The following is a 13,053-nucleotide window of genomic DNA, read 5'->3' as shown; positions in this document are numbered from 1 at the left end:
AGGGACTTCTTGCTTTTTTAAGGGTGCTTCAGCAAAAACAAACGATATTGCAGCGGTGTAATGCCCATTGCCTTTTTGAATATTTCGCAGAAATAGGATACGTTGCCGAGCCCGATGTCCTGGGAAATTTGCTCGATGGAATGCTCGGTCGTTTCAAGCAGTCTGCGCGCCTTTTGTATTCGGAGAACAGTCATATATTCGCTTATGGTGCTGCCTGTCGCTTTTTTGAACAAGCGCGACAAATGATGCTTGGTGACATGAAGTTCATCTGCAATACGATCGAGCTCCAAAGGCTCATGCATATATTCTTCCAGCCAATGAATCACATGCTCGGCTTGATGATACTCTCTCTTCTGCAGTACACCAGGCGCGTCACCGAACAGATGCGTTTGCCAATTGTTTTTGAGCAGCTGGAAAAGCTGTGTCAGAAACAAGAAGCCTTCTTCTTGAATTTCCGGAGCAGGTGACGGCGTTTTAATCCGTGATTGGTATTCTTTCATCAACTCGAGTACAAAGGGATTGCTTTGCATGTCATATATAACGGGCTGGGCAATTTCATGCTTCCATATTTGCAAAAAAAACTTTTGCAGCAGCGGCATATGCTGCAGACGATCATAAAAAATAGACGGCTCTATTAAAAATTTTGAACGGATATAAGGGGTTTCTGTAGTAACATGAAGGCGAATCCGGTGCAATTGGTAGGGCTGAAAAATATACAGGCTGTTTGGACGGACTTCATATACTTTGCGATTGACTAGAATATCGCCTTGTCCTGCATATATATAGATCATTTCCAAGCCTTGATGCGAATGATAGAAGTTGGGCAGCTCGGAATAGGCAGCATAATGGAACTTGAGATGAAAAGGTATTTTAGTTAAATCCATTTCATGAATGAGCTTCATTTGGCATCTCTTCCTCTGATCAATATAACCGTATTTTAGCACATCGTAGAGATACATTGATACGGATTCTTTTAGTATCCTTATAGTTATATAAGCTATAAGGAGAGATCAAAATATGCCTCATAACAATCAGATACCAGAAGTGCAGGTTTATACAAGCTGGACGCCCCCGCAATGGGCATTAATGGAAAGATTGCTTATAGATATTTTGAATCAAAGCGCGGTTGAGTATGTAAAGCGTTATACGCGTGAGGATGGAACATTAATCTGGCGACAGGATTGGCCGGGCATGGATGGCTCCGACGACCCCTACGAAGCCTTTATGTATCTGTCCTTGTTATATACGCTTGGGGGCAGCGAAAAGGTAAAAGAGCTATCTCAATCAATGTGGGAAGCGCTTACGTGGCAGTGGACGCAATATGGTCAAATTGATCGTGAATTTGATGCTTATTATGATTGGATGCATCATGGTGAGGGTTATCTTTATATTTTTTTTCTCGGATTAAGCAATCCGCATTCTTTAAAAAACAAACAGCGTGCTGTCCAATTCGCTCGTATGTATACGGGTGAAGATCCGCTCGCTCCCAACTATGATACAGAGAAAAAACTGATTCGCTCCCCTATTACAGGAAGCCGCGGGCCTAGATTCGAGATGACGGAAGAGGATTGGGTTACGCATAGAGGGGTGCTCGATGATTATTTGGCGCCTTTTGAAGATATAGACGGGGTTGATTTTGAAAGCGGCAAGTGCGCATGGTCTAATGATGCGATATATAAACAAATTATAGCCAAGATGAACAGCCGGATAGCTAAAGGCGATGTCCCGTTAAATTTAAACGCAACTGGACTGATTACTAATGCTTTTCTGTATACGGGCAATGAGAAGTATAAGCAATGGGTATTGGAGTATGTGGAAGCATGGATAGAGCGCACGGCTCGCAACGGCGGGCTAACCCCTGACAATATCGGCCTGTCGGGCGAGATAGGGGAATATAACGACGGCAAATGGTGGGGCGGATATTACGGCTGGCGCTGGCCGCATGGCTTCATGACGATAATTGAGCCAATGGTTAACGCGGTCATGAATGCGTATTTGTTAACAGGGGATGCCAAGTGGCTTGATCTGGCGAGGGGACAGCTGGACTACAACTGGAAGCTCGGTAAAGAGCAGGATGGCGTTTGGGTAACGCCGAACAAGCATTTTGACAGCGGCTGGACCGATTATCGGACTCAGAACGCAGTGTATCCCATTCAGCTATGGATGGTATCGATGCAGGAAGAGGATTTGGAAAGAATTCAACGCATTACGATCCCCGATAGCCTGAAGGAGATTGATGTGCCCGTTGTATCAGGACGCAATCCGGTTACGAAGAAGGAAACGAAGCATTTTATAGGAAATACTATTCCTTGGTTTCTATTCATGCAAGGTGAATATCCGGATTATCCTAATCTAATCTTGGAGGCAAATCATCGGCTCATTGTACAGCAGCTGGAGAAGATGAGATCGGAAGCCGGCAATCCGGCCGGATGGGATTGGGAAGATATTAACGGCATTCATAAGTGGCAGGAGATGAATCCTGTTTATATGGAATCGCTCGTTCAATTGACTTTGGGCGCTCCTATGCATATTTCTCATGGGGGATTCCAACATGCTAGAATTCGGTACTTCGACGCGATCAATAAGAGGCCTGGATTGCCAGAATCTGTCGGCGCTTTAATCGATAAACTCACAGATCAGTCTGTCACAGTAACTTTGGTCAATCTCAGCCTGTTCGAGGACAGGGAAGTAATCTTGCAGGCGGGAAGCTTTGGCGAGCATGCTTTTGAATCCGTCGTGCTGTATGACGAGAATGGTGAGCAAATAGGAGCGGAGTCATTAGAAGGCAAATGGTTTAAGGTTCACTTGGGCAAAGGGGCAGGAGCAAGGCTCGTTTTCCAAATGAGCAGATATGTGAATAGGCCGTCCTATGATACTCCATGGACAGTGGCAGACGCTGCAAAACCTTTTTTGGCAGGAAGACAGCTTTAGAGAGGCAGGGACTAATGATGCAATATACGAAGCTGGGCAATACAGGAATACAAGTATCGAGGCTTGGTCTAGGCGGAGCCCCTTTCGGCGGCGGCTTCGGTGAGACGAATGATGACATCGTTCAAAATGTCGTTCACGCAGCGATTGATAGTGGCATTACGTTTATGGATACGGCTCCATTGTACGGTAATGGGGCAAGTGAATTAAGAATAGGGAAGGCACTGGCTGGCGGCAAGCGTCATCAGGTTGTGCTGGCAACGAAAGCTGTTATGCGCGGTGAAGCGTACAGCTATGAAAATACAATGCGTTCAGTAGAAGAGAGCCTAAAAAGATTGGGAACGGATTATATCGATCTAATACAGCTCCACGAAGTTGAAATGACAACGTTCGAGGAAGGAATGAACGGCACTGTAGCTGCTTTCCTCAAATTGAAGGAGCAGGGAAAGGTAAGGGCCATTGGCGTTAATGGCGGAAAAGTGGAGCAGTTATTCCCATTCATCCGGACAGGGCAAATTGATACGGTCCAAATGTGGGGACGTTATACGCTGATCGATTGCTCGGCGAAGGAAGAGCTATTTCCATTGGCTCGTGAAAATAAGGTAGGGGTTATAAATGGCAGTGTGCTGGCAATGGGGATATTGGCGGATGCTCCGGCCAGTTTCCTGCTGCCGAAAAAGCAGCTGCTGGAAGAAGCCGAGAAGCGGAAGCAGCAGATCTCTTTTCTAAGGAAAACAGAACCGAAAGGCTTGATCGAGCCAGCTATGCGATTCAGCCTGAATTGTCCGGATATTGCCGTAACCTTGATGGGTACAACGTCCGTACAATCCTTGCTCAGAAATGTCGCATGCTGTGATGGGACAGGATTACCGGAAGAAGAACAAGCCAGAGTGTTTCAATTATTAGAAAACAAAAAGCCGTTATTTGAATACTAGGAGGAAAATACAATGCCAGGTATGTATGATCTGACCTTGAAGCAATTGAAGCTGGCACTGGAGCAGTCGGCACAGGAAGGGTATCAATTGTTTCCTGAAAGCAGGGATCTTAATAATTGGAATAAGCTGGCTCACAGCTCATTGATGTCAGAAGTGTGGAAAGATATTCGCGAGTACGGGGAAGAAACGGTTCATGCCCCCTTAAAGGAGCTTAAATTTTCGGAATTTATTATGTTCGGCACGGTCGGTGACCGTAAAGTTTTTGAAAGTAAATATTTTGAGAGAAGAAAGCGTTTATCTGTACTTACGGTTTTAGTACTAACGGAAGGAAGGGAACGCTGGGGAGAAGCGCTTGAAAATTTAATATGGGCCATTTGCGAGGAATCGACCTGGGTAATCCCGGCTCATGTTGGACTTTATGTGAATGAGTATCCAAGCGGTATTTGGGATAGGGAGCATGCGCCAAGAGAAACGATAGATTTGTTCTCCTCTATTACTGCCTTTGCTTTATCAGAGACGATTAGTCTCGTTGGCGACGCTCTGCATCCATGGGTAGTGGAGCGGGTTCACAAAGAGCTTGACCGCCGAATTATACAAGTCTACTTCTACGATCCTGTTCCGCAAAATTGGGAGCTGAAAACGAATAATTGGCCGGCCGTATGCTCGGCTGGCATTGGCGTAACTGCTATATATGAGGTGAAGGACAGCGAGCTTCTAGCCGGCATGCTATGGAGAGTAATTGAAGCGATGCGAAAGCATTTGAGCGGCTTTGACGAGGAAGGAGCAACTCCGGAAGGTGTAACCTATTGGCAGTTCGGCTTTGGTTTTTATGTCTACTTCTCAGAAATGTTAAGGGATCGCACGAATGGCCGAGTTAACTTGCTCGCAGGCGAACAGATCGGCCGTATAGCCACATTCCCAAATGCATGTATGCTTAGCGGTGGAAAAGTGGTCAACTTTTCTGATTCCGTTGAAGATATTCCTATTAACATCGGGCTTCTTAGCAGGCTGAAGGAGCATTTTCCTGACGTAGCCATTCCAAAGATGAAGCCAGAGTTCAATGATTTGTTTGATCACTGGGCACATTTTGCACGAATATTGCTATGGACCTCGGAGGCAGTGTCTGAGGATGTGCCTGCACAAGCTATTGACGACAAGTTCTTCCAGGGACACCAATGGGTCATATCGAAGACATGGACGCCCAAAGGGCTGTACGCTTTTGCAGCCAAAGGAGGACATAATGCCGAGCCTCATAATCATAATGATCTAGGGCATTTCATCGTCCATATGAACGGGAAAACGATGCTTGCGGATTTGGGCTCAGGCTTTTATACGAAGGAATATTTCCAGCCAGTCACGCGCTATGAGATGATAACGGCCGGCTCTCACGGACATTCCGTTCCGATTGTAGACGGCTTCCGGCAAGGCTTTGGGGAAAATTACAGAACAGAGGTCATCCAGTATGCATCAACAGAAGCGGCTGTTGAATTCAAGCTGGATCTGACTAACGCTTATGATTGCACGCATTTGAACGAACTGACAAGAGTGTATAATTGGCAGCGGGTTGATTGTGATAAGGGGCACTTCCGTTTAACGATTACTGACCAGGCTCAGTTTTCAAAAAAACCAAAATCATTCGTAGAGGTTCTAGTATCGTCAATCAAGCCTGAATTGATCGAGGCAGGCCGCATCAAGCTGGATGAGGCTGTCATTAGCTATGACGCACAGAGGTTCTCCTTTGATGTTGACACACATCAGGTAAAGTATCTATATGAGGATAAGCATACGATTTATCGTATTCTTCTGTCGAGCATCGAGCCGGAGCAGAGCTTGAATTTTAGTATAAGCATTGACTTTTAGTAAGAGTAGCCATGAGAGTACTGATTAATTGCTCACAACATTAGTGGGGCAAAGAATGGGCAAGCGGATGAGCAAGATTGGAACTGGAGAAACGGTAGTGGCCGCCTTTGTATTACAATTTTATCCATAATAGGATTACAAAATCGAAAAAATTGGAATACAACAGCGGTCGTAAGTCCAATCTTGATCGTAGCGCGACCTCTCACCATAGTTGGATAATATAACTAGGAAGTGATGAAGCTGCAGAATGAGACATTAAATCGATGGGCCGATGAGATTTGGGATAAAATTGTCAATAAGGTCAGCCAGACAAGCCAAAGAATTGGCGTCAGCTTTCCTTATGCTTCGGTTAACGGCACTTATACAGATGAAGACGCAGATTGGTGGACAAACGGCTTTTGGCCGGGATTGTTATGGCTTATTTATCAGCATAACGGCAATGAAAGGCTTAAGTCGATCGCCGCAGCATGCGAAGAGAAATTAGATGAGCCTTTGCATGCATTTACTGGGCTGCATCATGATGTAGGCTTTATGTGGACGCCGACAGCCATTGCACATTACAAATTATTAGGCAGCGAAGCCTCCAAGCGAAGAGCTTTAACCGCAGCCAGCCACTTGGCTGGAAGATATAATGCAAAAGGAAAATTCATTCGTGCCTGGAACCAGGAAGAGCGTGTTGGCTGGGCTATCATCGACTGCATGATGAATTTGCCTCTTCTTTACTGGGCTAGTGAAATAACAGGCGATCCAAGATTTCACCATATCGCGGTCGAACATGCGAATACGACCTTGCGTGAATTTATTCGCCCGGACGGATCGGTTCGGCATATTGTACACTTTGATCCAGAGACGGGAGAAAGAATCAGTGTGATCAGCGGGCAGGGCTATTCGGAGGATTCCGCCTGGGCAAGAGGAACGAGCTGGGCAATTTATGGCTTTACGCTCAGCTACCGGTATACGAAGGATATTCGTTATTTGGCAGCGGCCAAGCAAACAGCAGCATACTTCCTGTCACAACTGCAGCCTGGTCAAGCGCCGTCCTGGGATTTTAGAGCACCGGCAGACTCGAAGGCCATTCAGGATTCCAGCGCAGCGGCATGTACAGCCAGCGGTTTGCTTGAGCTTGCCAAGCATGTGACAGAAGAGGAAGCTGTGTTCTACGAACAGAAGGCCATTGAAATACTGCAGCTGCTAGACCAATATTACGGGACATGGGATGATTCAAACGAGGAAGGCCTGATCAGAAGAGCTACTGCAAATTATCCTAAAAAGCATTTTGTCGAAGTTCCTATTATTTATGGAGACTACTACTTCGCCGAGGCGATTAGTAAATTGCGCGGCAACGAATTGAGTTACTGGTAACGAGAGGTCAGGAGGGAAGCTTATGTACTTGGATAGTCATGTTCATTTTTGGAAGCTGGATCGGGGGGATTATAGCTGGATCTCTCCTGAAAACAAAATGCTATTCCAAGATCGGCTTCCTTCGCAATTGGAGCCTGTTTTGGAAGCATGTGGTGTTACGGGGGTAATTCTTGTTGAAGCGGCCTCGACGGCAGACGAAATCGATTACATGCTCAATCTGGCAGCGGAGTATCGTTGGATCAAAGGTGTAGTGGGCGGGCTTGATTTGACACAAGAGTCATTTGAGGAAAACTATAGGAGGCTGCGCTCCAAGGAGAAATTCGTAGGCATACGCGTGAATGGTTCCAGATTCGAACAGACGGATGAGCGGACACATAAGCTGCTGCTCGATCATCTTGCTCTTCTCCAGAAGGATCAATTTTCCATCGATCTATTAGCCAGAGCTCATCAGCTGCCTGCCATTATCCCTTACTTAAGCGCTGTCCCCCAGTTAAAAGCGGTCATTAATCATCTTGGCGTACCTCCTGTGAAAGAACAGTTGATGGAAACTTGGATGAACGATATGCGCTCCATAGAAGCTCTGCCGCAAACGATGGTGAAGCTGTCAGGTATGATTACGCAAGCAGGAGGATATAAGCCCGAACTGCTTAAGGCGTATGTGCAGTATTTGACACGTACATTCAAATCCGGAAGATTGTTGTTTGGAAGTGATTGGCCGGTTGCACTGCTGGGCGGCACATATGATGAAGTGATCCGGCTGTTTGAACAGCTGCTGCCGGCGGAATGGGGCGAGGCGGAGCGCCACGCGGTGCGCTGCAGCAATGGGTATCGGTTTTATGGCATCGGGCAAGAGGAGGCTGCGGCGAGTGAATAGGTGGATGTATCGGGCACAAGTAAAACCTGGGAAACAGCAGCTGCTGCAGGAGGCTCTCAGAGACGTGCAGGAGAGCTGGAAGGAAGCTCTTGTCAAAAAAGGGGCGGAGACTTGCAGCATTTTCGCCTTTGAGCACTCGCTGTTTATTTATGTAGAGGCTGCTTTTGACAGCAAGGATTGGAGTTGGCCTGAGGAAGTTCACCAATGGCTGGAGCCGTGGCCAGATTTGGCTGAGGAGCACACCTATCAAGTGTTTATGCCGAATGTGTTTTACGATGGAACAGTATCAGAAGCGCAAATCTGCCGACAGCAGCGGGAGAGCATAGAACGAATAGGCTCGATTGCTGTCTTGAAGCCGGATATGGTGAGCAGTTACGTATTTTATCATTATCAGATGCAGGAAGAAATGCCGGGAAGCTTTAACCAATCTTATTGTATCGGGCTTCATGGAGCGCTTTTATTTTCGTACTATGAGCTTCCTGCGATAAAGGGAGCAAGCCGCGTCGGCAAGCTGGCGACTAATCATACGCCATCGAATTGGCATGACGTAATGGCCAGGCATTTCACGACAGGGCAAGCTTCAGAAAAATCGGTATGGACTAAACTAGATATATGGTTTGCCTACTAAATAAGCATTTAGAAGGGGAGTTTTACGAATGAGCGCAACCTTTAATCTTTATGTAGACCCGAGCGGCGACGATCGTAATTCAGGAACAGCAAACGCACCGTTGGCAACGCTTTCGGGGGCGCGCGATGCTATTCGTGCTATTAAACATGCCAATGGCATGCCTAAAGGCGGAATTACCGTTTATATTCGTGAAGGCTTATATAGGCATGAGGAGTCATTTGTGCTGGAAGAACAAGATTCCGGGACACCAGAAGCACCAATCGTCTACACAGCTGCCGAAGGAGAAGAGGTTAGAATAAGCGGCGGAATTCCATTGTCAGCAGAGCATTTTCTACCGGTCTCAGATGAAGCGGTTAGAGCCAGATTGCAGGCAGATGTACGTGACCGTGTACTGCAAATCGACTTGAAGGCATTAGGGCTGAATGAATTTGGCCAAATCTCCAAAAGCGGTTTTGGGTTTCCGGCAGTTGCAGCCAATCCGGAGCTGTTTTTTAATGGCTCTACGATGACGCTTGCCCGCTATCCGAATGAAGGCTATGTCAAAATAGAAAAGGTCATCGATCCGGGAGGCAATCCGCGTGAATATGACGGTGACAAAGTAAAAATCGCGGAGGAGCTGACTAAAGCCGCGACATTCCGGTTCAAGGATGACAGGCCTTTGCATTGGATCAATACTGGAGATATATGGATGTACGGTTATTGGCAATGGGATTGGGCGGATGGTAATCTGCGAATAGCTTCTATTGATGCCTCCAGCCATTCACTGACGACAGAAGGCGCGAGTTATTACAGTATGCGTGCCGACCAACGCTATTATTATTACAACATTTTAGAAGAATTGGATACGCCGGGAGAATGGTACTTGGATCGGCAGAAGGGGATATTATATTTTTATCCGCCCGGTCCGCTGGAAACAGCTGAAGCAGAGCTTTCTCTCCTCGTAGCGCCGCTTGTTTTATTGCGAAATACTAGCCATGTTACTTTTAGCCATTTGACCTTTGAAGTGTCTCGCGGAGCAGGCATACAAATCATTGGAGGATCGGATAATATCGTTGCAGGATGTACGTTGCGCCGATTGGGCAGCATGGCCGTCATTATTGGCGAAGAAAGCAGCGGAAATGCAGATTCTGCCACGAAGGAACGCGAGGAAAGGTATATTCGCGGAGGCAGGCGAAATGGCGTCGTTCACTGTAAAATCTACGATACAGGTACAGGCGGGATTTTACTGTCCGGCGGTGACAGAATAACGCTCGAGGCTGGCGGCAATTACGCGCGCTGCAATGATATTTCACGTTATAGCCGCCTAAAACTAACGTATAGCGCTGCGGTCGAATTAATGGGTGTCGGTCATATAGCGGCCAATAATTATATTCATCATGCGCCGCATGTTGGCATTCTGTTGTATGGCAATGATCATACCGTAGAGTACAACGAGGTTTACAAGGTACTTATGGAAACCGGGGACGCTGGAGCGATCTATATCGGGCGCGACTGGACAGAACAAGGAAATACGATCCGCTATAATTTTATTCATCATATTCATAACGACGTGTCACAGGCTCATATGGGTATTTATTTGGATGATATGGCTTCAGGTGTAGAGATGTACGGAAATGTGCTGTACGATGTTGATTTGGCTGTTTTGATAGGCGGCGGGCGCAGCAACATATTGCGCAACAATTTAATATTAAATTGTGCTCGTTCCGTGCAGCTGGATGCGCGTTCTATGCCGGGAGAATGGGCAGCCAATCATTCGCTGGAAGGGCAAGTGATGCACCGCAGACTGCTTTCCATGCCCATTCATGCTGAGCCATGGCGCAGCAAGTACCCTGCCTTATTAACGCTTTGGGAAGATATGCCGTCATGCCCGAAATACAATGTGGTCGAACGAAATGTAATTTACAAGACTGGCGTAACGAGCAACGTAGATGGCGATACTGTCTCTGATCATGAAGATACGATGCTGATACACAAATATGCTAGACAATACGGCGTTGTTGAACAAAATTGGGTGACGAGCGAGGAGTTGTCTTTTGTTGATGCCAATGAACAAAACTTCGCTTTGAAGCCGGACTCTCCCGTGTTCCGTCATATTCCAGGCTTTGAGAACATCCCATTTGCAAAGATAGGATTAAAGAATGAGTGAAATGCCGGCAATCGGAATGCAGGATAGAAGCTTTATCCTGTGTTCCTTTCCCCTTATTCGTTCAATGAACAAAGAATAGGAGGCATTGCTAATGGTTACAAGATGGAGAAGCAGCTATTATATTCGTCTGGTCATTTCATATACGGTGCTGGCGCTTGTTTTAATCGGCTTTACGGGAGGATATTTACTTAACAACGCAAACGATATGGTCATGAATGAAGTAGCAAAGGATACAAATTATTCTTTGCAAAAGGTAAAGAGTGTAGTAGAAGAAAATTATTTGCAATCTTATGAAGGTGTTTTTAATAATCAAGTGTTTTCACTAGTCAGTCCGCGAAGTGAAGATGTAATTAATTATTTGATTGATGCAACTGCACAAGGGAATTCAAGCAAAATTGTCAGTTTTATAATGAATTTAAGCCTCATTAAGGAAATGACGAAAGGTATTGAAGGAATTACTGTTTACTTTAAGCATGGGCATTATGTCGTCGACGATCAAAGATACTATGAGGGTCCCGCAAACTCGTCTGACTTTGCATTTATCCAAACGCTTGGTTCCGTCCCCGTTCAATCCTGGTTCATTCGCGAAAAACCCGGTATAGATACAAGTGTGCTGACCTATGTGTACGCGCTGCCTAGCAGAAATAATCTAACAAGCATTGCAGGATATTTGTATTTAGATATTGATATTGGATACTTGACTCAAACGATGGAATTGGCACTCAACTCCCCTCAAACCCAGTTATATGTATTCGATGAACACGGAACCCCGATTGTTGGAAATGAGCATTATAATGAGGAAATGACTATCGTCAAAAATGCCGTTAATGATATGCTCAGCAATGAACCGGCACATGGAAATATTACGACACGAATTAATGATAATGTTATATCTGTGCTATCCAGTAATGAATCTGCCCATACCTGGACGTATGCTGTCGTTCGGCCGATGGAGTCGTTTCTTTTATCCGCCAATAAAATGAAGCATCAAGTGTGGGCGGCATGCATGGCTGCGCTGCTGGTTGGCATTTTAATCGCCTTCTTACTGTCTCGTCATTTCTATATGCCTCTCAAAAAATTACTCTACTCCATACGGGATTTATACAATGGGCCGGCTCAAGTGACCGAAGGTACCGAGTATAATGCGATTCATCATATGCTGAAGTTTATCGATTTAAATTTATTGAAGATGAAAGACGAAGTGCGCATAAGACAGCTAGCCGGCCTGGTGACTGGGCAGCAAACGGCTGCCAGTTTTGATCAGATGCCTGCTATTCCTCTGGAGTGCAGCTATGTTGCTGCTTATATAGTAACTGAGCCGGAGGGAGGGGAAGCACTTTGCTATTTCATAAAAGAACGCACAAGCCTCGCATCAGAGGTTATCAAACTTAGCGCTGCAGAGTGGGTGCTCTTAGGATTCATCTATGAGGATATAAATGACACAATAGCTTCTTTAAAAGCAGAGCTTTATGCCTTGCATGCGATTTCGGATATTCCGTTTGCAGCAGGTATTGGATCAATAGCGGATTCCATCGATGATATCCATCGTACTTACGAAGATGCCAAGCATGCTTACAGATATACATTTCTGCAGGGACGTACAGCTATTGTTTTGTACGAGGAAGTATCTGTTGACAAGAAGCCGATATTATCTGTCGAGCTGTCCTATCCTATTTTGCAAAATAAAATGTTAGCAGGCAATGCAAGCGAAGTAGAGCAATGGTTCAATCATTCCAAAGCAGAGCTGAGTTCTCAGAATATAAGCATTGATGCCATTGAGCTTGCTTGTTTGCGTCTAGGTACAATTATTTCGCAGATTGCCAATGAACAGAAGCTTGGCGGCATGTTTTCAGCTCTGAATATCCACGATCAAATGAAGCATTGCACCCTGGATGAAATGGTGCTTGTTCTGAAAGAGCAGGCGATCAGCATTGCTGAGTATATGAATGAAAGCCGAAACGATAACCATGCTGAAAAAATGAATGAATTAAAGCAATTCATGAAGGAGCATTTAGCCGAGGATTTGTCACTCGAAAGTTTAGCGGCCCGTGTCCATTTGTCGTCCAATTATGTTTCCACCTTGTTTGGCACCATAACGGGAGAATCCTTCTCAGAATATTTGAACAGGGTACGGCTAGAATGTGCCGCTGATATGCTTGTAGACCAGATAAAATTAACGGTAGCAGAAGTTGCTGTTTCCGTAGGGTATAGAAATTCGCAATACTTTTGTACACGCTTCAAAGCAAAGTATGGAATTACCCCGCTGCAATATCGCAACTTGGAAAGATCCAAGCAAGTTGTATTGGAATCTTAAACTATA

The 13,053-nt window shown here is 45.7% G+C and carries 9 protein-coding genes; 8 read left to right on the top strand and 1 reads right to left on the bottom strand.

Annotated elements, in window-relative coordinates:
• Window positions 1-17 precede the first annotated feature (17 nt).
• Window positions 18-902, bottom strand: a complete 885-nt coding sequence (locus ACRRU2_RS18860) for a helix-turn-helix domain-containing protein (protein ID WP_432504052.1) — start codon at window positions 900-902, stop codon at window positions 18-20.
• Between the two features lie 115 nt (window positions 903-1,017).
• Here ACRRU2_RS18860 and ACRRU2_RS18855 point away from each other — a divergent pair, with 115 nt between their 5' ends.
• The 8 genes from ACRRU2_RS18855 to ACRRU2_RS18820 all read left to right on the top strand — a co-directional run bounded on the left by ACRRU2_RS18855 (window position 1,018) and on the right by ACRRU2_RS18820 (window position 13,047).
• Window positions 1,018-2,931 carry a hypothetical protein gene (locus ACRRU2_RS18855; RefSeq protein ID WP_432504050.1) on the top strand — a complete coding sequence of 638 codons (1,914 nt, stop codon included), beginning with the start codon at window positions 1,018-1,020 and terminating at the stop codon, window positions 2,929-2,931.
• Between the two features lie 14 nt (window positions 2,932-2,945).
• Window positions 2,946-3,863 (top strand): aldo/keto reductase, encoded by a 918-nt coding sequence (locus ACRRU2_RS18850; protein ID WP_331699015.1) that lies wholly within the window; start codon window positions 2,946-2,948, stop codon window positions 3,861-3,863.
• Window positions 3,864-3,875: 12 nt separating this feature from the next.
• Window positions 3,876-5,723, top strand: a complete 1,848-nt coding sequence (locus ACRRU2_RS18845) for a hypothetical protein (protein WP_432504048.1) — start codon at window positions 3,876-3,878, stop codon at window positions 5,721-5,723.
• Between the two features lie 234 nt (window positions 5,724-5,957).
• A complete protein-coding gene (locus ACRRU2_RS18840) occupies window positions 5,958-7,085 on the top strand; it encodes a glycoside hydrolase family 88 protein (RefSeq protein ID WP_432504046.1) in 1,128 nt (375 codons plus the stop codon).
• Window positions 7,086-7,107: 22 nt separating this feature from the next.
• Window positions 7,108-7,959 carry an amidohydrolase family protein gene (locus ACRRU2_RS18835; protein WP_432504044.1) on the top strand — a complete coding sequence of 284 codons (852 nt, stop codon included), beginning with the start codon at window positions 7,108-7,110 and terminating at the stop codon, window positions 7,957-7,959.
• Window positions 7,952-8,587, top strand: a complete 636-nt coding sequence (locus ACRRU2_RS18830; protein ID WP_432504042.1) for a hypothetical protein — start codon at window positions 7,952-7,954, stop codon at window positions 8,585-8,587. The genes ACRRU2_RS18835 and ACRRU2_RS18830 overlap by 8 nt, the downstream gene beginning before the upstream one ends.
• Before the next feature lie 28 nt (window positions 8,588-8,615).
• Window positions 8,616-10,733, top strand: a complete 2,118-nt coding sequence (locus ACRRU2_RS18825; RefSeq protein WP_432504040.1) for a right-handed parallel beta-helix repeat-containing protein — start codon at window positions 8,616-8,618, stop codon at window positions 10,731-10,733.
• Window positions 10,734-10,824: 91 nt separating this feature from the next.
• Window positions 10,825-13,047 (top strand): AraC family transcriptional regulator, encoded by a 2,223-nt coding sequence (locus tag ACRRU2_RS18820; RefSeq protein ID WP_331699009.1) that lies wholly within the window; start codon window positions 10,825-10,827, stop codon window positions 13,045-13,047.
• Window positions 13,048-13,053: the final 6 nt, after the last annotated feature.

This window comes from Paenibacillus sp. GXUN7292 (assembly GCF_050864975.1).
In the GTDB taxonomy this organism is placed as follows: domain Bacteria; phylum Bacillota; class Bacilli; order Paenibacillales; family Paenibacillaceae; genus Pristimantibacillus.
Note: the sequence above shows the minus strand (reverse complement) of the source record. Positions and strands in the feature narration are given on the sequence as shown.

What these genes read in the sequence shown, in the direction of transcription:
- ACRRU2_RS18845 (WP_432504048.1), top strand. Translation starts at nt 3,876, where the DNA reads ATGCCAGGTATGTATGATCTGACCTTGAAGCAATTGAAGCTGGCACTG.
- ACRRU2_RS18825 (WP_432504040.1), top strand. Translation starts at nt 8,616, where the DNA reads ATGAGCGCAACCTTTAATCTTTATGTAGACCCGAGCGGCGACGATCGT.
- ACRRU2_RS18860 (WP_432504052.1), bottom strand. Translation starts at nt 902, where the DNA reads ATGAAGCTCATTCATGAAATGGATTTAACTAAAATACCTTTTCATCTC.
- ACRRU2_RS18835 (WP_432504044.1), top strand. Translation starts at nt 7,108, where the DNA reads ATGTACTTGGATAGTCATGTTCATTTTTGGAAGCTGGATCGGGGGGAT.
- ACRRU2_RS18850 (WP_331699015.1), top strand. Translation starts at nt 2,946, where the DNA reads ATGATGCAATATACGAAGCTGGGCAATACAGGAATACAAGTATCGAGG.
- ACRRU2_RS18840 (WP_432504046.1), top strand. Translation starts at nt 5,958, where the DNA reads ATGAAGCTGCAGAATGAGACATTAAATCGATGGGCCGATGAGATTTGG.
- ACRRU2_RS18855 (WP_432504050.1), top strand. Translation starts at nt 1,018, where the DNA reads ATGCCTCATAACAATCAGATACCAGAAGTGCAGGTTTATACAAGCTGG.
- ACRRU2_RS18820 (WP_331699009.1), top strand. Translation starts at nt 10,825, where the DNA reads ATGGTTACAAGATGGAGAAGCAGCTATTATATTCGTCTGGTCATTTCA.